This window comes from Pseudomonas sp. MWU13-2105 (assembly GCF_023242315.1).
In the GTDB taxonomy this organism is placed as follows: Bacteria; Pseudomonadota; Gammaproteobacteria; order Pseudomonadales; family Pseudomonadaceae; genus Aquipseudomonas.
The window spans coordinates 315,163-336,051 of sequence record NZ_JALLIY010000006.1 but is presented as its reverse complement, the minus strand read 5'-3'; the positions used below and the strand labels follow the sequence as shown (position 1 = coordinate 336,051).

Below are 20,889 nucleotides of genomic sequence, written 5' to 3'. Positions count from 1 at the left end.
TCAGGCTTGCTCCAGCATTTCGTAGGCACTCAGTGCCGCGGCGGTGAAATCCAATGCCCTGACTTGTTTGATAAATGGATTGAATCTGGCCAGTCGTTCCGCTGGCGTTTGACTCAAGAGTGCTTCAGCTGCCGCAATGGCTTGCAGGTTCGAAGCATTCAGCAGCGTTAATATTTCGTTTAAATGCACTCGCCATTCAGTCAAAGGCAACGTCTCTGCAGTCGGTCCAGTCGGACCCGCCGGCTCGGCGAACTCCATCGTCAATTGTTCCAGGCAGGCCTGCATCAATTGCCGCAACTCGGCGCTGCACTTATTCACCAGAGGATCGAGGGTTGTCGACGCGGCATCAGCGTTCAGCGTCTGCTCAAGCTGGCCGGCTTTTCTTGAAAGCGCAAGGGCGCCTATGGTTCCGGCACTGCCTTTGATGGCATGCAGTACACCGGCAATGCCCGCTCGGCTGTTCTGTGCTATTTGCTCGTCCAGGTTCGCGAGTTGCTTTTCCGTCTCGGCACCAAAGATCTTCAGGACACTGCGTATCAAGTTCAGGTTTCCGTCCATTCGCTCGATGATCGAAGCACGCGCTTCAATGAGATTGTCCTGTTCCGTGACCGGATGATCGACGATTGGGGCCGGGGCCGGAGGCTCCTTTCCATCGAGTTGCGCGCGCAACACCGAAACCAGGTGCTCGATATCGATGGGTTTGCCGACATGCCCATTCATCCCCGCCTGCAAGCAGGCCTGCCGATCGGCGGCGGAGGCATTGGCGGTAATCGCAATGATGGGCAGCGTGCTGAAGCGCGGATTGGCTCGGATCCTCCGGGTCGCTTCATAGCCATCGATGTCAGGCATCTGCACATCCATCAGAACGGCATCGAAGACCTTGTTCCCGGTTATCACGCAACTGACCCCCTCAAAACCGCCTTCGGCCAATTGTACCGAGGCCCCCTCCGACTTCAGCAGTTCCTCGATGACCTGGCGGTTCAAGGCGTTGTCTTCCACCACCAGGAAGCTGAGGCCGGCAAGGCGCTTCGAGGGCTTGTGCTCGAACGCCGGAGTCTCGGGCGGCATGCTGATGCCCTGCAACGCCCGGAAAATGACCTCGGTCAGCTGCCTGGGGGTCACGGGCTTGGTAATGAACCCGGCGAAAGGTGCATCGCCTCGATCGTGGCTCTCGGCGAGTATTTCGCGCCCGTAGGCGGTGATCATGACGACCACCGGAGGCGGGACCCGTCCTTTCAGCTCGCGAATCAACTTGGCCGCGCTCATGCCATTCAGATCCGGCATGCGCCAATCCATCAGGACCACGTCATAGCGCTCTCCCTCGTGGACGGCGTCGCTGATCCTGCTCACGGCGTCAACCCCCGAGGAGACGAGGTCGGCCTGCCAGCCCAGGGCGGCCACCGTGCGCATCAGCAACTCGGCGGCAATCGGGTTGTCGTCGACCACCAGTACGCGCATCGACGGGTTGGCGGGCAGGGGGACGCTCCGGCTCGTTGTACCGCTGTCCACCTTCAACCAGACATCGAACCAGAACCGGCTGCCTACATCGGGACGGCTGTGCACCTGCAGGTCCCCGCCCATCAACTTGACCAGGCGCTTGCAGATGACCAGGCCCAGACCCGAACCGCCGAAGCGACGTGAGGTCGAGGTTTCGGCCTGGTTGAAGCCTTCAAAGATATGCTCCATCTGTTCGGCGCTGATGCCGATGCCGCTGTCCGTTACGGCAATTCGAACATGGACCGCCGAATCCGTGCGCTGCAGGAGCTCAAGGCTGACGATGACCTGCCCTTTCAAGGTGAATTTGAGGGCGTTGCCGGCGAGATTGATCAACACCTGCTGCAAACGCATGCTGTCGCCGATCAGGCCGCTGGGGAGCGCCGGATCGAGATCGAACAACACTTCGATATCCTTCTGGCCCTGGTTGCCGGCCAATACCACTCCCAGGTCCTGCATCAAGGGTTCGAAGTCGAATGGATGCGGATCCAGCTGCAGCTTGCCCGCCTCGATCTTTGAATAGTCGAGAATGTCATTGAGCAGGCCGAGCAACGACTGGGCGGCTGTCTGGGCCTTGCTCACATAGTCCCGCTGTCGCAAGTTCAGGGGCGTGAACTGCACCAGGTGCAGCATCCCCAGCACCGCGTTCATCGGCGTGCGGATTTCATGGCTCATGTTCGCCAGGAAGGAGGATTTGGCCGCGCTCGCCGCGTCGGCCTGCTCCTTGGCATGACGCAGGCTCACTTCCATCTCATGCTGGGCGGTCACGTCATGATTGATCCCGGTCATGAGCGTCGGTGTACCCTTGGCATCGCGTTCGACACGCACGCGTGTTTCCAGATGACGTACTCGTCCGTCGGGCAGTACGATCCGGAACGATGGCAGGCGCTGCTCGCGATCATCGATCACCGCGTTGAGTGCGGCGACGACGATATCCCGGTCATCCGGGTGAAACCGCGAGCGCCAGTGCTCGAAATTCAGGTCATGTTCGAGCAACGCCCGCGAGTAGCCATAGATCTCGAACATACGATCATTCCAATGCAACGTACCGTCGCAAAGGTTCCACGACCAGATGCCGAGCTCGGCGATATCGGCAGCCAGCAGGAGGTGGTCACGGGTCGCGGCCAGATCGCTACGATGTTTCTTCTGTTCGGTGATATCGGTCATGACGCAAACGAAGCAGCGTTCGTCGCTGCCTTTCATCGCGCTGGTGGAGGCATAGAGTGGAAAGGTCGAGCCATCCTTGCGCAAGCCCGCCAATTCCACGCTGCTACCGGTTTCACCGAAGTCCAGCCGCGAGAACTGTGCGGTGTAGTCGTTGTACGCCGCGAGGTGAGACTCCGGGACAAGCGTCCTGACATTGCGCCCGAGTATTTCCTCCACCTCATAGCCGAACTCCCGTTGGCCAGCCGGGTTGAGCGAGCGCACTTTGCCTGTGCCATCGACCGTGATAATGGGGTTGGCCGCTGTCTCCAGGATCGCCCGGGTGGTTTCCAGGCTCTCGGCAAGCTCCTTTTCGGTTCTGCTTTGCAGATTGACCTGGCGAATCAGGCGCAGACCGAAAATGACCAGTACGCAGACCAGCAGACCCACGCCCGCGGCATGCCACAGCGTATCCGACCACCAGGCGGCAAGGCTTTCGTCCCTCGAGAGCGCCGCGGCGACGAACAGCGGATAGTCATTCAGGCTGCGGAAGCTGTTGAGACGAACCACGCCGTCCTGGGCCGAGGCCGTGGAAAATGTACCACCCGCCGGCTGTAGGCTGTGCTCATGGAAAAGCCGGGTGCCGGTCATGTCGGCGCCGATGAGGCGTTCTTCGAATGGCCGCCGGACGGCCATGGCGCCGGAGTCAAACTCCAGGGCAACGGCGCCTTGCTGGCCGATGTCGAGGCGATTGTAGAACTGCGAGAAAAAATCGACATCGATCGTGGCGGCGGCGACACCGGCAAAGCTGCCGTCTGGATTGTCAATGCGCCGCGACACCGGAATGGTCCACTTTCCAGTAGAGCGGCTACGCAGCGGCGGCCATACCCGTACGCCTCGATCAGGGTGGGTTTGATGAAAGATGAAATATTCACGATCGGAGTTGTTATAGCTGCGCAAAGGCCCGGGTAATGAACTGACAAGCAGCGCGCCATCGCGGTCGAACAAATAGAGGCCATCAAGTTGCGCGAGCTCGCTGAGTCGCGCGCTGAAGAGCTGGTGCAGGCGCTCCAGTACTGGCGGCGCGGTGCCGTCGTGTTGGACGCGCTCGACAACCCCGCTCAATACCAGGTCGGCTTCCTTGATCGTGTCGTCGGCATGTTGCGACATCGCCCGTGCAAGGTTCGCGGTGGCGGTTGTCATCTCGTTCAGTTGAACCGTGCGCGCGTTGAAGCTGCGCCAGATATCGGAACCGACGAGCACTGCGCACATGATGAAAATGAACAGTGTCATTCGAGATGTGAGCGAGAATCGATGGGTCACGGTTGCATTCCCGAGCGCTGGATCAGCCATTGATAAGGCAGTCTGGATTAAACCTGGTGGTGCGGCAACTTGTCCTTCGGAAGAAATGCTGCCCATTCGAACGACGTTGTGCAAAGCCTAGACAGCCTGTTACTGAATGTATCGTCGTGTTGAAAAAGAATTCGGTGCAGCGCGATCAGGAGAATTCGAGCGAGTCTTCCTTTCCGTATTTTTTATATTGAATTCAATGGTTTGTATTTATATTTTGCGCTTTTTTGATGCGCTCGGATACCGGTTGGCTACAAGGTTATATATCTATGTATATACAAGAGTGTGCGGTAATCATCCGGACCTGAAGTGGATGTTGCCCCCTCAACCACAAGCAGGATCCGAGAGCAGCTGTGATGAAAACCAAGGTATTCCCGGATGGTATGTCGTGTTCGCGGCGCATGTGTTGCTGGCACTGATCTTTGGCGGGGCCTACTCCTTCGGGGCGTTTTTTTCGCAGATCCAGTCGAACTTCGCGGTAGGGCGTTTTTCCGTGGCATTGGTGTTTTCACTGACGGCCCTCATCTGTTACTCAGGAGCTGGGCCTTTTTCCGGACGGTCTCGCGGCCTCTGCCGCGAGCGCCGGAGATCCTGTGGCGAGCGGCGGCATGCGCCTGGCCGAAGCCGCGGCGCTGTTCGCCGTGTGTTTCGGCGTGGCCAATGGTGGTTGCATCTCCCTCTATCCGGCACCCTCGGCATAAACCCGCCCGAGAAAGTCGAGCATCGCCGCATTCACGGCCTCGGCTTTCTCGCTCTGTATCCAGTGCCCGCAATCCGCGATCACTTGTTGTTCCAGTTGCGGCACCAGCCCCGGCATGCGCTTGATCGTGTGTGCTTCCAGCACACCTACCGGGTCGCGATCGCCGATCAGGAACAACGTCGGTTGCCGGACCTGCGCCGCGGCCAGGAACTCCGTGCGCCGCCAGCTGCGTTCGAAATTGCGATACCAGTTCAGTGCGCCGCGAAAGCCCTGGCCGGCAAAAGTCTGCCGGTAGATCTGGTAATCCTCTGGCGCACACCAATCGGGCAGCTCCGCGGCCACGTCCACACCGTCAAACAAGCGCGCATCCGCCGCCTTGGTTTGCAGGAAGACCTCGGTGTCGCCCATGAACGCTCGCAAGGTCCGGTCGATATCCGCGTCCAGCTCGCGTTCGGCCACGCCCGGTTCCTGGAAATAGAGGATGTAGTTGAAGCGCTCGGCATAGTGCTCGCGCATCAGCTCGGTCGCCGGGCGCTTGGGGCGTCCGCCAAAGGGCACCGACAAGGTGACCAGCGCCTTGACCCGCTGCGGCTCCAGTAGCGCCAGGTGCCAGGCCACCGGCGCGCCCCAGTCGTGGCCGACGATGCAGGCTTGCTGGTGGCCGAAGGTATCCATGGCCGCCTGGATATCGGCGCAGAGGGTCAGCAGGTCATAGGCGCCGACATCGGCGGGAGCGCTGCTGCGCCCATAGCCGCGCATCTCCGGGACAAACACCCGATAACCCGTCCGCACCAGCGCCGGCACCTGTTTACGCCAGGAATGCCAGCACTCCGGGAAACCGTGGAGCAGCCACACCGGCCTGCCATCGAGCGGCCCCGAGATATGCACGCTCAGTTCGATCCCATTGACCGACAAGACCCGTTGTTCGAATTCGCTCATTCGCCGCACTCCCTGATCCAGGTAAAAGACCCTAGCAGAACGGCGGCGCGCCGCTAATCATCATTGATTGACCGAATTATGACTAAAATACGCGGTTCAATTCAGGCTCGCGAGTATTGCCCGGGCGGCGTACTGCACCCCGAATATCGCCATCAGCAGCAACAGGATGCCGGAAGCGAAGGTGATCTTCGCCTGGTGCCGGACCGCGAAGGCCTGGCGGGCGAGGAGGATGTAGAAGGTCATGACCGCCAGGTCGATCACCGCCCAGAGCACCGCGAGCAACGCCACGCTATGGCCGAAGGACGGCGTGACCTGGATGAACTGGGGGAAGAACGAGACGAAAAAAATGATCTCCTTGGGGTTGGAAATACCCACCAGGAATCCGTTGACGAACCCGGTGCGCCGTTCGTTCCTGATGGCTTGCAGACTATCGTCGACAGGTGCCGAGAGGGCTTCCTGGAGGCTTTTAACCCCCAGATAACCGATAAACAGGCAGCCGGCCAGGCTGACGAGATTGATCAGTTGCAGGTTGAGCGAAAGGCCGCCGCCGAGGATCAGCGCCGCGAGCAACGCCAACACCAGCGACGCCCCATTGGTCCCGAGCATCGTCCGCAATGCCCGGCCGCTGCCCGCGCCCAGGCTGGTGTTGACCAGCAGCGCGACCACCGGGCCGGGTGTCACGATCAGCAGGGAAATACTGAGCAGGTACAGCAGTAGCAAGGAGAGGTTCATCGGGAGGTGCCTGCACGGGAGAATCGAGTCCGCCAAGCCTGAGGGCGCGCCGCGTGTTTGAAAAATGGATAAATCTGTGCCTCACTATGATTATTAATCATAGTGAGGCGCAACCATGGCCGAACGTATCCCGCCGCTCTATGCCCTGCGTGCCTTCGAGGTGGCGGCTCGCTCCAGTTCGTTTACCCGCGCCGCCGAGGAGCTGTCGCTGACCCAGAGCGCCATCAGTCGGCATATTCGCAATCTGGAGGCGCTGTTCGGCTGTCAGCTGTTCGAGCGCAACGGTCCGAAACTGCAATTGACCGAAGCCGGGCAGCGCTTGGCCCATGGCTTGAAAACCGGGTTCAAGGTGATCGAGGAGGCCTGCCTGCCTTTTCGCGCGAATGCCGAGCAACTACGGCTGAAGGCGCCGTCCAGCCTGACCATGCGCTGGCTGTTGCAGTCACTGGAAAATCTCAAGCAGGTCAATCCCGACTTGCCGGTGCAACTGTCCAGTGTGTGGATGGATATCGACACCGTGGACCTCCACACCGAACCCTACGACTGTGCGATTCTGCTGGGCGACGGGCGTTTTGGGGCCCAGGTCGAGTGCTGCAAGCTCTTCGATGAATGGCTGATTCCGATTTGCTCGAGTCAGCTTCTGGGAGCGGGGCCGTGGAGTCTCGACACCCTGGAGCAGCACGAATTGATTCACTCATCGACGGACCGGCGCGACTGGCGGCGCTGGTTGGCGGGGATGGGCTGGGAAGGGCAGGCCAGGGTGGAGCGCGGCAAGCTGTTCAGTACCCTGGACCAGGGGATCTCGGCGGCGATGCGTGGGCATGGCGTCTCGATCGGTGACCTGTACCTGATCCTCGAGGATGTCCGTGGCGGTTTGCTTGGACTGCCATTCAAGACCGCCGTCGGTTCGGGAGAGGCCTACTACCTGGTCTGGCTGAAAAGCAGTCTGCGCAAGGAGCGCATCCTGGCCTTTCGCGACTTTCTCCTGGGCGACGTGCCTGAAATGGATATCCCGGGCATTGAGTTTCGTTAATCGGTCTCAACCGCTGTTCAGGGCAGGACAATATAGTCATTGCCCTGTACCACGCCGCGATTCGGACCTTCCACCAGCTCGATATAACGTCCGCCGACCTGATCGATGGGCAGGCAGTCGTCGATATCCAGCAGCGCATCGGTATGCGCCTGGGCCCAGCCTGCCAGCATCCGGCGCTTGCCCAGATGCTTGGCCTCGGCCTTGTCACGGGCCACCAGCAGCAGGTAATGGTGCGCTTCACCGAAGGCCCGGGCTTCGTAGCCGCCCAGGTTGATGAAATACAGGCGCGGTGAGCCGGGGGCGGGCGCCAGGTTGCTCAGTTGGACTTTCCAACCATCGACGCCATCGACCTGCATCCAGGCATCGATGTGCAGGCCAGCCGGGCTGCCGAACCACTCCTGGCGCAGTTGCGGGTAGGTGGCTTCCAGGCTGTCGGCCAGCGCAAAGACCACATCGTGCACTTCTATTTTCGCCCGCGGATGTTTTCCGCCGAGCAGGACGACCCAAAGCATGCCTGTTCCTTACTGTCTGTCCGCGGTCCCGGACGGGGTCTTTGATGTCTGGCAAACATGAAAATTGTTTCACGAAATGCTGGGCAAACAATGTCTATAGTGCTTGCGCTCGTTCAAAAGCTTCCCTTGCCCGCCCTCCCGCGGGCTTTTTTTTGTCCGGGAATTGACCGGGTCAGGTGGGCGCAAGGCGGCAGGATACCGGTTGTACCGGTCATCTGCTTGCGCGGAACTGAAAGCCTTTGCCAGGCAAGCCCAGCCCAAGCTGCACCTGGACCTGGCCAGGAAGCTGGAAATGACTCATCACAAGAGCAATTGAGCGAGTACCCGGGCGCCATCGGAAGGCTGGAGATAATGGCGTCGCTGTAAGCAATTGCGTACGCAAGTAAAAGCGATTGGTGGTGGCGACTAAGTGGCGTCAAATAGCTACGATGGTCGCCCGGGCCTCTATCGAAGGCCTGCGCCAGAAGCGCGAGGCTGCTGGCGTCGACAAGGACAGGAACGTACGGATTGCCTTGCGCGGTTACTTTTCCATCACTCTATAGGGACGTATTGATGTGATTTCCATTCTTGAACTGCGCAACATCATTGAACTCGGCTTTTTACCCCTTCGTTGCCAATGCACGGTGAGCCATGGCAGCTCACTGACGGTGAAGGTCTTCGACCCGGAAACGGGAAGGGTGGACTTGCTGGTGACCGGGATTTCCACGCTCAGCTTGATCAGCGCCAGGGCTATTTCCAACCTGGTGGGCGAATTGCGCACTGAGTTGGTGGCCAATCAACAGGCGTTTTTCATTGGCGGCAGCGGGGGGCAACTGGCGGGGCAAATGCCCGCCAAACTCTAGGGGCTCCTCAGGAGGACCGGCTCAAGGTTTTGAACCGCCCTTTCTCTCTGGTCATTTCTGTGGGGAGTCGCTGCCCAGGCCCGGAAGTTTGTTTTCGCTACCCGTACCGCCGGAGCCGCCTGGGGGGCTGCGAGTGGGATTGCCGATGGGGCCGTTGCCGTCGGTGTTGACGCCGCCTTGGCGCCCTGGGTCATTGCCCTGGATCCGGGGGTCGATGCCGCTCTCGGTACCGGGTGGCAGGGTGCCGTTGTTGATCAGCGGATTATTGCCTGGATTGATACCGCCCGGTGCCTGTGGCGGTTGCGGGCTCTCGAGCGGATCGGTCGGCCCGGTGCCGGTCTGGGCGGCGAAGCTTGTCAGGGACAGAGAGGACAGCAGCGCAGCCAGGGCCAGCTTGGCGATGGGGGACGGATTCATGGTGAGTCTCCTTGTCGATAAAGAGTCCTTGCCTGGTATTGGTCCCCAACCGTCGGCCCAAGTGCCGTTGGCGCGACGAGCGGCTCAGTCTTCGCTGATTTCGTTGAACGAGCAGTACTCCTCCCAGTCCATGCCCAGGGCCTCGGCCACTTCGCGGTGGACTTCCAGACGCATGGCCTTGAGCTCCTCAGGGGTTTCGGCCACCAACTGCAGGGTCAGTTCCCAGGGTTCGAGCCCCTGGTTTTCGGCTTCGTCCTCGAAGGCCCATTGGAACTGTTGCTGCTGTTCCTTCGGGCTCAGGTCGCGGGTTTCTTCGCGCAGGTGCGGGTGGGCGTCGAGGAACTTGGCGAGGGCGGCCTCGTTTCGGGATTCTTTGGCGATCATGCTGGCGTCTCTGTTGGATGGCCGGGCGGCAAGCCGTCGGCGGGCCCGCGGGCCTGGAAAATACTGCGGCCATGCTAGCGACTTCACTCGCGGATGGAAAGAATCGCCCGGCTCTGCGACGCTAGCAGGCTTTCAACCCTGTATACGGCGGATACGATGAGCGCAGCACTCTCTACCCTGGGCCCGGTAAAGGCGGTGATTTTCGATATGGACGGTTTGCTGCTCGACACCGAGGGCATTTACTCCGAAGTGACGCAGTTGATCGTCGGTCGTTATGGGCGGACCTTCGGCTGGGATCACAAGCAGAACATCATCGGCCGTGGCGCTGGCGACCTGGCCCGCTACGTGGTCGAGGCCATGGAACTGCCGCTGAGCCCGCAGGAGTTCCTGGCGGTGCGCGAGCCGCTGATGCGCGAGCGTTTTCCCAAGGCCGGTTCCATGTCTGGCGCCGAGGCGCTGGTCCGGCATCTGTCGGCCCACGGGATTCCGATTGCGGTGGGCACCAGTTCCTCGCGAGGCTCGTTCGAGTTGAAGACCACCTTGCACCGGGAGTGGTTTGCGCTGTTCGATACCATTGTCACCGCCGACGATCCGGAAGTCGGCGAAGCCAAGCCGGCCCCGGATATTTTCCTGCTGGCGGCCAGGCGCCTGGGGGTGGCCGCCGAGGACTGCCTGGTGTTCGAGGACTCGCCGTTCGGCGTGACGGCGGCCAAGGCGGCGGGGATGTATGCGGTGGCGGTGCCCGATCCGGCGATGGCGGCGGAGAAATACCACCATGCGGATCGGATTGTGCAGTCGCTCAAGCATTTCCCGCTGGCCCCGGTAGGGTTACCGGCGATTGACTGGGACGTTGTTTGACGGCGTTGTCTTTCAGGCGGCCGACACCGACAGTCCGCTGCGGCGCTGCACCACCACCCAGATCCCCAGCGCCAGGGCGGAAATCAAAGCGCCGGCAGTGACGATGCCGTTCCAGCCATGGGGCCCGTACAGCTGTGCCCCAAGCAGCGAACCCAGCGCGCCGCCGATGAAGTAGCAGGTGATATAGCCGGCATTCAGGCGATTGCGCGCCTGGGGCCGGATCTTGAACACGGCGTTCTGGTTGCTGACGTGAATCAGTTGCACGGCGAAGTCCAGCACCAGCACGCCAATCAGCAAGGCCGCCAGCGAATGCCCGGCAAAGCCCAGCGGCAGCCATGACAACAGCAACGCCAGCAGGCCGAGGGTGGTGGCGAGTTCGCCCTTGCCGCGATCGGCCATGCGTCCCCCCAGGTTGGCCGCCATGGCCCCGACGGCGCCAGCCAGGCCGAACAGGCCGATGACCCCATCCGAATAACCATAGGGCGGGCTTGCCAGCAGGAAGGCCAGGGGCGTCCAGAACAACGCGAACAGGCAGAAGGTCAACAGGCCCATGACCGCGCGTAGCCGCAGCACCGGCTCCTCGACGAACAGGCGGAACACCGAGCCGAGCAGGGCCGGGTAGCTCAGCCCGGCATGCTGGTGATTTTCCGGCAGGGCGCGTAGCAAGGCAAAAGCACAGATGAACATCAGGCCGGCGGCCAGCAGGTAGATGCTGCGCCAGTCGCCAATGTCAGACAGCAGGCCCGCCGCCGTGCGCGCCAGGAGAATGCCCAGCAGCAAGCCGCTCATCAGCGTGCCGACCACCCGCCCGCGCTGTTCCGGCGCGGTCAGGCTGGCGGCCATCGGCACCAGTACCTGGGCCACCACCGAGAACAGGCCGGCCAGCGCGGTGCCGAACAGCAGCCAGGGCAGGCTCGGCGAGAACGCGCTGATCAACAGGCCGAGGGCGCTGAGCAGGGTCATGATGAAAATCAGCCGGCGTTGTTCGAACAGGTCCCCCAGCGGCACCAGCAACAACAACCCGGCGCCGTAGCTCAGTTGCGCGGTGATAACGATGGTGCCGGCGGTGCCGGTGCTCAGGCCGAGGTGCTGGGCAATGGTGTGTAGCAGCGGCTGGGCGTAATAGTTACTGGCAACCGCGAGGCCGGTGGCGATCGACATCAGCAGGATCAGGGCAGAACTCAAAGGTTTGTGTGTAACGTTGGTGTCGGACATTGACTGTCTCTGAGTAGGAATTAGATGCACGAATTATCTGGAATGTCCTAGCATGACGCCAATGCATTGTTTTCATTCTATCCATCTTGAAACGAGATAGCGGCGATGAACCTCAAGCAGATTGAATATGCCCTGGCGGTGGCGGACGAGGGCAGCTTCACCCGCGCGGCCGAGCGCTGCCATGTGGTGCAGTCGGCCCTCAGTCATCAGATCGCCCGTCTGGAAGAGGATCTTGGCGCGTCGCTGTTCGAGCGCAGTTCGCGCAAGGTGCGCCTGACCGCGGCCGGCGAGGCCTTTGTGCGCAGTGCACGCCCGGCGCTGGAGGCGACCCGACGGATTGTCGCCGAAGTGGCGGCGGCTTCCGGGGAGGTGCGTGGCAGCCTGTCCATCGGCAAGATCTCGTCCCTGACCGAAGTCGACCTGGTGGGCTTGCTCGCGCGTTTCCACGGACTTTATCCACAGGTGGATATTCACCTGAACATGAGCAAGAGCGAGACGCTGATGCTCGATGTGCATGAGCGGCGGCTGGACCTGGCGTTTATCGGTCTGTGGCCCGGACAAAAGATCGAGGGCCTGGCGCAGCGTTTGCTGGCGGAGGAAGAGTTGGTGGCGGTGCTGCCGCCCGGGCATCCGTTGAGCCGTTTCGAGCGTCTGCCGCTGGCGGAGCTGGAGAACCAGCCGCTGGTGGATTTCCAGGCCGGCACGGCGGGGCGCCGTCAGACCGATGAGGCCTTCGCCGCGGCGGGCTTGCGCCATCGGGTGCAGTTCGAGGCGGGCAATGTGATGCTGGTGGGGGAGTTCGTGCGTCGGGGGCTGGCGTTGGGCTTGGTGCCGAAGAAGATCGCCGAGGGCTTCGAGGGCGTGGTGACGCTGCCGGTGTCCGACGCGCCGTCGCGTCACCTGTACGCGGTGTGGTCGCATACGCCGACGCCTGCGGCCGCGGCATTTCTGCTGTTGCTGGAGCAGGCGTTGGCCGGGCGGGATGCCGTGTCGTGAGGGAGAGTGCTATCGCGAGCAAGCTCGGCTCCCACGGTTTGCGGATCGAACCGGAGTTCTGTGCACGACCGCAGTCCTGTGGGAGCCGAGCGTGCTCGCGAAGGCGTCAGTTCGGACAACCGCGCCTCAGGCGCTGAACCCGCCATCGATGGTCAGGCTGGCCCCGGTGATGTAGCCGGCTTCCGGCCCGGCCAGGTAGGCGACGAAGCTGGCGATTTCCTCGACCCGGCCATAACGGCCACCGGCCATGAGGCTGATCAGGCTCCCGGCGAAATCGCTGTCGGCCGGGTTCATGTCGGTGTCCACCGGACCGGGTTGCACGTTGTTGACGGTGATGCCCCGTGGCCCGAGATCCCGTGCCAGGCCCTTGGTCAGGCCCACCAGCGCGGATTTGCTCATGGCGTACGGGGCGCCCCCGGCGAACGGCATGCGCTCGGCGTTGGTGCTGCCGATGTTGATCACCCGACCGCCTTCGCCCATGTGCCGGGCGGCTTCCTGGGTGGCGATAAAGACGCTGCGCACATTCACCGCCAGGGTCCGGTCGAAGTCTTCCAGCTTGAACTCGTCAAGCGGTGCCATGGCCAGCACGCCGGCGTTGTTGACCAGGATATCGAGTCGGCCAAAGGTTTCGACGGTGTTGCTGACCGCATGGCGGATGGCCTCGGCGTCGGCGCTGTCGGCCTTGATCGCCAGGGCCTTGCCGCCGCCGGCAAGCACGCTGTCCTGCAACTCCTTGGCCTTGGCCTCGGAACTGACGTAGGTGAAGGCCACGGCCGCGCCCTGGGCCGCCAGGCGTTTGACGATGGCCGCGCCGATGCCGCGCGAGCCGCCCTGGACCAGGGCCACTTTGCCGTTGAGATTTTGTTCAGTCATGTCGTTCTCCAAAGTTCAAGGCCGGGGATGGGAAGACAGCGGGCCTTGTTGTTGGAGCCGAGTATCGACCGCGGATTACTGGCTGTGTAGACGGTAATCGTTACACTCTGTGTAAACCAAAAGTTTAGAGTGACGCTTATGGAAACCTTCAGCAGCATCGAGTGTTTTGTCCGCAGCGCCGAAGTCGGCAGCTTCGCCGAAGCGGCGCGGCGCCTGAGCCTGACCCCGGCGGCGGTCGGCAAGAGCGTCGCCAAACTGGAGGCGCGACTCGGTGTCCGCCTGTTCCAGCGCAGCACCCGCAGCCTGCGGCTGACCGAAGCCGGGCAATTGTTCCTCGGCGAAGTCAGTGCCAGCCTGCACACCATCCAGAATGCCGTTGCCAACCTGGCCAGCGTCGAGGGCCGTCCGGCCGGAACGCTCAAGGTCAGCATGGGCACGGTATTCGGGCGTCTCTATGTGGTGCCGCTGCTCGCTGAGTTCCTGCGGCGTTTCCCGGACATCCGCCCGGACTGGCATTTTGATAACCGCCAGGTCGACCTGATCGGCCAGGGTTTCGACGCGGCCATTGGTGGTGGTTTCGAACTGCCCCTGGGCGTGGTGGCCCGCAAGCTGACGGTGGCCCATCGGGTGCTGGTGGCGTCGGCGGATTATCTGGCGCGCCAGGCGGCCGTGAGCACGCCCGAGGATTTGCACCGCTGCGACGGCATCCTGATCCGTTCACCACAGACCGGGCGGGTGCGTTCCTGGCAATTGAGCGGTCGCGACGGCGAACATCAACCCTTGGGCCTCGGCGCGCGGATGACCATGAGCGACTCGGAAGCCGCCTGCGCGGTGGCGGCCCAGGGCCTGGGCGTGGCGCTGGTGAGCATGCCGTTCGCGGTGCCCTGGTTGCAGGCCGGGACCCTGCAGCGGGTGCTGCCCGACTGGTACGTCGACGACGGTCATATTTCGATTTACTACGCCGAGCACAAATTGCTCCCGGGCAAGACCCGGGCCTTTGTCGACTTCATCCTCGAGCAGTTCGCCGAGCAGCAGTTGGGTCAACGCTTCGATGCCCTGTTTGACAAGCGGTCCCTCGCCGCCGGATAGTCTGGACGCCTGCCCAAGCACTACTTTTCTCTCTATCCATCGAATAACAAATGAATCGGAATCGGAGCTTCGGATGTCTGTACCCAGCGAGACGGCTACTCAAACGATTTCCTACAGTGATCTGGTGGCATTGCTTGCCCAGATTTTCCAGCGCCATGGCACCTCGGCGGAAGTCGCCCGGGTCCTGGCCGAGAACTGCGCCAGCGCTGAGCGCGACGGTGCCCACAGTCACGGTATATTCCGGATTCCCGGTTATGTCTCCACGCTTGCCAGCGGCTGGGTGGATGGCAAGGCGATCCCGCGGGTCGAGGATGTAGCTTCCGGCTTTGTCCGGGTCGATGCCGCCAACGGTTTCGCCCAGCCGGCTCTTGCCGCCGCCCGCGCGTTGTTGCTGGAAAAGGCCCGCAGTGCCGGGATTGCCGTGCTGGCAATCCGCAACTCCCATCACTTCGCCGCGCTCTGGCCGGATGTCGAGCCTTTCGCCTATCAGGGGCTGGTGGCCCTGAGCGTGGTCAACAGCATGACTTGCGTGGTGCCCCATGGTGCCGAGCGCCCGCTGTTCGGCACCAACCCGATCGCCTTTGCCGCGCCGCGCGCTGGCGGCGATCCGATCGTATTCGATCTGGCCACCAGCGCCATGGCCCATGGCGATGTGCAAATTGCCGCCCGCGAGGGCCGCAGCCTGCCGCCCGGCATCGGCGTGGACCGCGCCGGCCAGCCGACCTGCGACCCCAAGGCGATCCTCGATGGCGGCGCGCTGCTGCCGTTCGGCGGCCACAAGGGGTCGGCGTTGTCGATGATGGTCGAGTTGCTGGCGGCGGCCCTGACCGGCGGGAATTTTTCCTTCGAGTTCGACTGGTCGAAACATCCCGGTGCCAAGACCCCCTGGACCGGGCAGTTGATCATTGTCATCGACCCCGCCAAGTCGGCGGGGCAGGACTTCGCCGAGCGCGCCCGGACACTGGTCGAGCAGATGCAGGGGGTTGGCCTGCAACGCCTGCCGGGGGACCGGCGTCACCAGCAGCGGGCCGAGTCGCTGCGCGACGGGATCGTGCTGGCCGGGCACGATCTGCAACAGTTGCGCGACCTGGCCGCTCAATGAGCCTTGCCGCCCGGGCTGGGCTGGATCCCGGGCATACGCTTGGCCTCCGTCCGTGGCATCGGATGGTACTCGGGCGGTCTTCCCAGGTGAGCGAGCAACAATGTCAGGGAGTCTGCGTTGTCCAGCATGACATCGACTCTCTTGTTCTCATCCGAGACAAAAATCCGCCGGGCTTCATCCAGGCTCCGGGCGCCGGTGAGTAGCAACAGACGTTGTAAATGCTTTCCCGCCACATCATGCCAGTGCCGGTCGTCATCGTGGGATTCCTTGAACAGTTCGTTATCGGGGGTGCTACTGGAGAAGGAGTGCTCCTGGACCCGCTCCAGGGCGTCGTGGCGCAGCCTTCCCACCAGCGTGCTGGTATCCAGCAGATCCACGAACGGCCGGCTTGAGTCCAGATAACTGAAGTCGAGCGTGTCGAGGACCAGGTGGCTGACTTCATGCAGCAGGACCGCCGCCATGTTGTGCCCCAGCATGTCGAAGGTCCGCGGGCGCAGGGGCAGGTAGGCCTGGAAGCCGGGGTCGAAAAAACGCTCGGTCAAATAGATTCTCCTGGCCGTTTCGTTGGGCAAGGTGAACGCCTGGACGCGCTGCTCCGGATACAGGGCCGAACCCACGACATAACGTAACGAGTTCTCGGGGTTGAGCGATGGCTTGAGCAGCTCCCCGAGCAACATGTGGGCGCGGAACTTGATTTTCCTGATCATGCTTTCACTCACTACTGAGGTATCGAAGAACTTTTCCACGAAGAGGCGGCGTTTTCGATCCAGCGCGGTGTCGGAAAAAAGTCGGTCCATGTTCCTCATGGCTGCAGTCAGATAGCCCACCGCTTGTTCGTGACCATGGCGGATCAGGCGGGCCCGGTTGGGGTAGAGCAGACGGATACTGTCAATCCCGACCGCCTGTACGCGCATTTCCTCGCGGATCGCCTTTCGGTTCGCGCAATAATTGAACAGTGTCATTGCGAAAGGTCCTCGATGCAGTGTCCCTGCAGGGCGAATGACCACTGTTTATGCCGGTTCTGTTGTAGCCAGGGGCCCCGGGCGTTGTCCTTGACGATGCGCCAGCGCCGGTCGTCTTCCTGGACCTGGAAGACTTTTCCGCCGACCGCGGCAAAGCTGTTGCCGGTTACCGTGTCCTTGTACAGGCCGGCGGCCAGGTCCAGGGTCATGTCCTCCAAGGCCACCTCATGGGCTTCGTGGCCGAGGAGCATGGCTTTTTGTCCGGGCGTCAGGCGACTGTCGCCCCAGGCCGGCGCGGGAAAGGGCGACTCGATGATCGTTTCGGTTTCTGTCTGCGCGCCGCCGGCAAGGCTCGTTTGGCTCCAGCCCCGGCGCGCCACGGCCAGTTGCGCCAGGCTGCTGACGAACTCCTCGATGGCCTCGCCCCACCGGCCCTGCCAGGCCTTTTGTGTCGCATCCTTGAGCTGCGGCAGGGTCTGCCAGATGAGCAGTGGCAAGCGCAAGCGCCCGAGCATGAACATTGCGCCCTGCTGCAGGCCACCTTTGAGCCAGGACAAGACGTTGCTCCAGGCCGGCTGCTGGTCTTGCACGCTCTGCCGACCGAGCATGTTCCCGAGCAGCGCCGTTGTGTCCTGGTAGAGGCGCTGGAAGAGATTGCCGCGCAACGGATTGTCGCTGATCCCCAGGGCCGCGCGTTGTGCGCCGAATACCCGTTGCGCGTAATGCGCGCGCCGTTCGTGGGCGAGCCTGTCGAGGACCCGTTGTTGCAGGCTGTCCGAGTGCTTGAGGTCGGCAAGCAGGGCGGCATCGTCGGTGTATTCCTGGAAAGTTGGCTGCGGGCCTTGTGGTGTGAAGAGGATGCGTGGGCCGCGCTCGCCGGGTTTGGGGCCAATCAGGTAGAACCCGGCCACGGGGTCGGCTGGTGCCTGGGTGCCGCTGATCAACGCCAGCGGCCGGAGGTCGATGCTCTGTCCGTTCAAGGGTTTCCTCGCCAGGCCGTCCGGCATCGCCAGCAGGTGCTTGATATAGCCGTGGGCGGTGGCGGACAGTGTGTTGCGAATCACCTGGGTGAAGGCGTGCAGCAGGCTTTGCCAGAAAAAATGTTTGCTGAAGGCCGGACGGCGTCGTGCGCTGTCGGACAGATAGGAGGCCAGCAGGTTCGCATAGTGGCTGCCAACGGCAGCCTCTTTCACCAGGGTCTTGAGACGCTCGTTGCTCAGTTCCCGGGGCAGCGGGCCCGTCGGCGTACCGACGACAATCGAGCTTTGGTCGATGTCGTCGAAGTGCCGCAGGGCGAAGTCGGTCAGTGATTCACGGATGAACATGGCGGCATTCTTTGGCTTCAGCGAGACACTGACCTTGTCCGGGTCCAGCTGTGTCGCTGGAAAGTCCCTGGAAAGCAGGCTCATGACCTTGGTCCGGGCGTTGTCGCGGATATCGGGAATGTCCTGGTGATAATCCGCTGTTGTCGCGGCGTCCTGGCGATAGCGATCGAGCAGGCTTGCCAGGGCGAACTGACGGCTGTCGGTGGTGCTGGCCAACCAGGCAGGCAGTGCCAGGTGCAGCGCGGCGTTTTCCGCGGCCTGGATGGCTTTTTCGAGGGGGGGCACCGTCGCGTGGGTCTCGAGGCAGGACTGCAGATGCTGGTGAAAGTGTTCGCCCGCGTAGGATGAGGCCGCCGCGTGGGCCAGATCGCCCAGCGCCTTGTCGATCAGCGAGTGTTGTCGATTGCCGCGAAAGCCGTTTTGAATGAGTTCAAAGCCCAGGGCGGGATAGGCCCGATGATTGTCGTGAGGGTTTGGCGGGAGGGCTGGAATCGCCGCTCGTTCGTTTCTGGCGATCTGTTCCAGCAGTGCCAGGCGGTCCAGGGGGTCATGCAAGCGCCGTTGCAGTTCGACTTCGGCGGCGTGAAACGAGGGGAAGGCTTCCGCGCCCTGGACCGGGGTCCAGAGCAGCACGCTGCCGGAGTGTTCGCTGTTCAGGCCGCCGCGTTCGGTGAGCAGGAAGCAGTTGTGCAGTTTGACCGGCGTTGCCGCGGCGTCGGTGCCGAGGGTGAGTGCGAAGGCATCCGGAATGAAACCGCGCAAGCCGGGACGCTGGTCCCGTCGCGGGCTGTCGAGAACAGTGTCGAGCAGCTCCAGGTCGGTTTCGTTCAAGTCGCCCCGTAGCACCTTGAACTGTACTTCACGGCGCAAGCCGCTGCCCACCGCCTCGCTCAAGGACTCGGACAGCGCGCCGTAGACGCTGCGCTGTTGGCGCAGGTAGCGTCCGAGAAAGTCCGCCAGGGTCTTGTCGACGAGCGTATTGAGCAGTGGCATGTCCAGGTTGGACACTCGCGACCAGCTACCGTCACTGTTCTTGCTGAACAGGCCGACATTGCTCGCCGCGGTCAATACGCCGGTGTGCGTGGTCAGGCGCGCCAGGAAATGCTCCACGATGCTCTGCGAGCTGCTGGGCACCTGGGTTGTATCGCCGAGTACGGGAAGGGCGGAGGGATAGTGATTGATGTAAAGGTTGTCGGCTGACAGGTTGCCTCTATGGGCCAGCTTCAGTTCCCTGGACAGTTCGCTTTGGATGAAGGTCATGAGGGTCGGGCGCTTGTCCAGCCCCTCGGCGAGGCGGGTCTTGAGCGCGTTCAGCGTTTTCAGCTGGTAGCGGACGGTCTCCAGGGTCGGCTGCAGTGTGCGCCGCAGGAGCGGTTCGACGGCTTTCTCGCTGGGCGAGAGGTCCAGGCGGTGGCTCCAGCGACCCAGGGGCGTGAGTGCCGCCAGGCTCGGGTCGATCAAGGCTCGAACATCCAATGCGCGCTCGAACGCCGCGAAAAGTGCCAGCGCGCCGTTGCTGGCGCGATAGCGCTCGAACACGTATTTCACATTATCCCATTGTTTGGCGACGATGCTGTCGAGCTGCTCCTTGAACACCGACAGGCCGCCCGGTAGCAGTGCGACGCCGGTGATTTCCGAGGTCTTCAAGTCAGCGCGTTCGCGCAGTGACAGGCCATGGCGCAGCTCATCGCCTTGATTGGGGGCCTGGAGTCGTGCCTTGAGCGAGGCCAGCAGGGCCGGCTCGCTTTCGAAGGTCTGCAATCGACCGGCGGCGTAGAGGAAGAGCGCTGGATGTTGCTGGCGGTCGCTGCGCGCGACAAAGGCATTGGCCAGTACGGACGAGCGTTCGCGGGTTTTCACCGCCAGGGCATAGACCGTCAGATCCCGCAGTCGTGTGGTCTCCAGGGGGTAAAGCCCGCACAGGGAGTAGAAGTCCTCGGGACTGAGCGCATTCCAGTCCTGTTCCTGCCGGAGCAGTTCGGCTCGAAAGCGTGTGCCCATGGCATCGATAAACAGGTCCTGGCGGGGCTGCCCGTTGTCGAGGGACTCTTTCCAGAAGGTTTGCAGGGCGCTTTCCAGGTAATTGTTCAACTGGCCGGAGAGACTCGCAATGGTCCTTTCCCAGGTCGCGGTATCCGTCACCGGGGAGGTATAACCGGGTGCGATGAATTCGCGGGTCTGTCCTGTGGGCCAACCGCCGTGGTTGTAGCATTCCAGCAAGGCCTCGCTGAGCATCCGGGTCGAGACCTGCCGCAGTGGAAGCGGGGGCGTGGGGCCGTCCGAAGTCGGCGGTGCATGGCTGATGACCCGCAGGGCCGTCAGGCTGACCTGGGCGAAACGCTTGCCCAGTGTGCTTTCGAGCAGTTGGTTGAGCAGGGACGTGAGCGTGGGCAACCCGAGCAATTCGTCATGCAGGTTCTTCAGGGTGTATTCCAGGTAGCTTTCGATGGATTGCCGCCGATCGGTCAGGACGATGCCCCGGATCGGCTCCGAGACCAGGGTGGGCGGCGGCTCATAACGGATAGTGGTCTTGATCCTCATGGCGACGAAGCGCAGCAGTTCGTCACGTTGCGGGGCCAGGTCCAAGCGCTCGCGCAGTTTCTTGAACACTTGTTCGCGGTTGTCGAAACGCTCCAGGCCGAACGCCGGGGTACAGAGGAACGCCGGGTGCCAGGAGGGGCCACTGACCAGAAAGGCCCCGGCCAGCTCGGCCGCCGGAGAGCCTTGCGCCATGATGAACAGTTTATCGACGAACATCGGCGGATCGAGTGCCTGGCGCGCATCCTGGCTGGCCAGGAACAGGTTGCGCAGCCAGTTGCGGTCGGCGTTCTGGATATTCAGTGATTGTTCCAGTTTGCTGGGGCTGTCGCGCAGCTCCATGGCCTGGGACAGGTAATAGACAGGGGATGGGGCAGACATGTTC

At 62.4% G+C, this 20,889-nt stretch carries 16 protein-coding genes; 6 read left to right on the top strand and 10 right to left on the bottom strand.

Features of this window, described 5'->3' with window-relative positions; translation table 11 throughout:
• The 3 genes from M5B96_RS11270 to M5B96_RS11260 form a co-directional block, all read right to left on the bottom strand.
• Complete coding sequence (locus M5B96_RS11270; RefSeq protein ID WP_248796782.1) at positions 1–4,056, bottom strand: response regulator; 4,056 nt, start codon at positions 4,054–4,056, stop codon at positions 1–3.
• 610 nt (positions 4,057–4,666) lie between these two features.
• Positions 4,667–5,626 (bottom strand): alpha/beta fold hydrolase, encoded by a 960-nt coding sequence (locus tag M5B96_RS11265; RefSeq protein WP_248796781.1) that lies wholly within the window; start codon positions 5,624–5,626, stop codon positions 4,667–4,669.
• A gap of 96 nt (positions 5,627–5,722) precedes the next feature.
• Positions 5,723–6,358 (bottom strand): LysE family translocator, encoded by a 636-nt coding sequence (locus tag M5B96_RS11260; RefSeq protein ID WP_248796780.1) that lies wholly within the window; start codon positions 6,356–6,358, stop codon positions 5,723–5,725.
• Positions 6,359–6,473: 115 nt separating this feature from the next.
• On the opposite strand from M5B96_RS11260, the gene M5B96_RS11255 reads away from it, so the two are divergent.
• Positions 6,474–7,391, top strand: a complete 918-nt coding sequence (locus M5B96_RS11255) for a LysR substrate-binding domain-containing protein (protein ID WP_248796779.1) — start codon at positions 6,474–6,476, stop codon at positions 7,389–7,391.
• Positions 7,392–7,408: 17 nt separating this feature from the next.
• Here M5B96_RS11255 and M5B96_RS11250 read toward each other — a convergent pair whose 3' ends face one another.
• Positions 7,409–7,903 carry a DUF1543 domain-containing protein gene (locus tag M5B96_RS11250; RefSeq protein ID WP_248796778.1) on the bottom strand — a complete coding sequence of 165 codons (495 nt, stop codon included), beginning with the start codon at positions 7,901–7,903 and terminating at the stop codon, positions 7,409–7,411.
• Positions 7,904–8,457: 554 nt separating this feature from the next.
• Between M5B96_RS11250 and M5B96_RS11245 the strand changes: the two genes are divergently transcribed.
• The gene (locus M5B96_RS11245) at positions 8,458–8,745 is read left to right on the top strand and encodes a DUF1652 domain-containing protein (RefSeq protein WP_248796777.1); all 288 of its coding nucleotides are present in this window, start codon (positions 8,458–8,460) and stop codon (positions 8,743–8,745) included.
• 51 nt (positions 8,746–8,796) lie between these two features.
• Here M5B96_RS11245 and M5B96_RS11240 read toward each other — a convergent pair whose 3' ends face one another.
• Both M5B96_RS11240 and M5B96_RS11235 read right to left on the bottom strand, forming a co-directional pair.
• Complete coding sequence (locus M5B96_RS11240) at positions 8,797–9,162, bottom strand: hypothetical protein (RefSeq protein WP_248796776.1); 366 nt, start codon at positions 9,160–9,162, stop codon at positions 8,797–8,799.
• Between the two features lie 84 nt (positions 9,163–9,246).
• A complete protein-coding gene (locus tag M5B96_RS11235; RefSeq protein WP_248796775.1) occupies positions 9,247–9,546 on the bottom strand; it encodes a DUF6388 family protein in 300 nt (99 codons plus the stop codon).
• A gap of 156 nt (positions 9,547–9,702) precedes the next feature.
• On the opposite strand from M5B96_RS11235, the gene M5B96_RS11230 reads away from it, so the two are divergent.
• Positions 9,703–10,404: an HAD-IA family hydrolase gene (locus M5B96_RS11230; protein WP_248796774.1), complete on the top strand. Its 702-nt coding sequence runs from the start codon at positions 9,703–9,705 to the stop codon at positions 10,402–10,404.
• 12 nt (positions 10,405–10,416) lie between these two features.
• Here the strand turns inward: M5B96_RS11230 and M5B96_RS11225 are convergent, their stop codons facing one another.
• A complete protein-coding gene (locus M5B96_RS11225; protein ID WP_248796773.1) occupies positions 10,417–11,619 on the bottom strand; it encodes an MFS transporter in 1,203 nt (400 codons plus the stop codon).
• A gap of 105 nt (positions 11,620–11,724) precedes the next feature.
• On the opposite strand from M5B96_RS11225, the gene M5B96_RS11220 reads away from it, so the two are divergent.
• A complete protein-coding gene (locus tag M5B96_RS11220; RefSeq protein WP_248796772.1) occupies positions 11,725–12,615 on the top strand; it encodes a LysR family transcriptional regulator in 891 nt (296 codons plus the stop codon).
• Positions 12,616–12,741: 126 nt separating this feature from the next.
• Here M5B96_RS11220 and M5B96_RS11215 read toward each other — a convergent pair whose 3' ends face one another.
• Positions 12,742–13,488, bottom strand: coding sequence for a 3-oxoacyl-ACP reductase family protein (locus tag M5B96_RS11215; protein WP_248796771.1), 747 nt, complete (start codon positions 13,486–13,488; stop codon positions 12,742–12,744).
• A gap of 138 nt (positions 13,489–13,626) precedes the next feature.
• Between M5B96_RS11215 and M5B96_RS11210 the strand changes: the two genes are divergently transcribed.
• Both M5B96_RS11210 and M5B96_RS11205 read left to right on the top strand, forming a co-directional pair.
• On the top strand, positions 13,627–14,577 hold the full coding sequence (locus M5B96_RS11210) for a LysR family transcriptional regulator (protein ID WP_248796770.1): 951 nt from the start codon (positions 13,627–13,629) through the stop codon (positions 14,575–14,577).
• 73 nt (positions 14,578–14,650) lie between these two features.
• A complete protein-coding gene (locus M5B96_RS11205; RefSeq protein WP_248796769.1) occupies positions 14,651–15,679 on the top strand; it encodes an Ldh family oxidoreductase in 1,029 nt (342 codons plus the stop codon).
• On the opposite strand, the gene M5B96_RS11200 is transcribed toward M5B96_RS11205, so the two are convergent.
• Together M5B96_RS11200 and M5B96_RS11195 are read right to left on the bottom strand one after the other, a co-directional pair.
• Positions 15,673–16,641, bottom strand: a complete 969-nt coding sequence (locus M5B96_RS11200) for a hypothetical protein (protein ID WP_248796768.1) — start codon at positions 16,639–16,641, stop codon at positions 15,673–15,675. The genes M5B96_RS11205 and M5B96_RS11200 overlap by 7 nt on opposite strands.
• Positions 16,638–20,885 carry a hypothetical protein gene (locus tag M5B96_RS11195; protein ID WP_248796767.1) on the bottom strand — a complete coding sequence of 1,416 codons (4,248 nt, stop codon included), beginning with the start codon at positions 20,883–20,885 and terminating at the stop codon, positions 16,638–16,640. Before M5B96_RS11195 ends, M5B96_RS11200 begins: the two co-directional genes overlap by 4 nt.
• Positions 20,886–20,889: the final 4 nt, after the last annotated feature.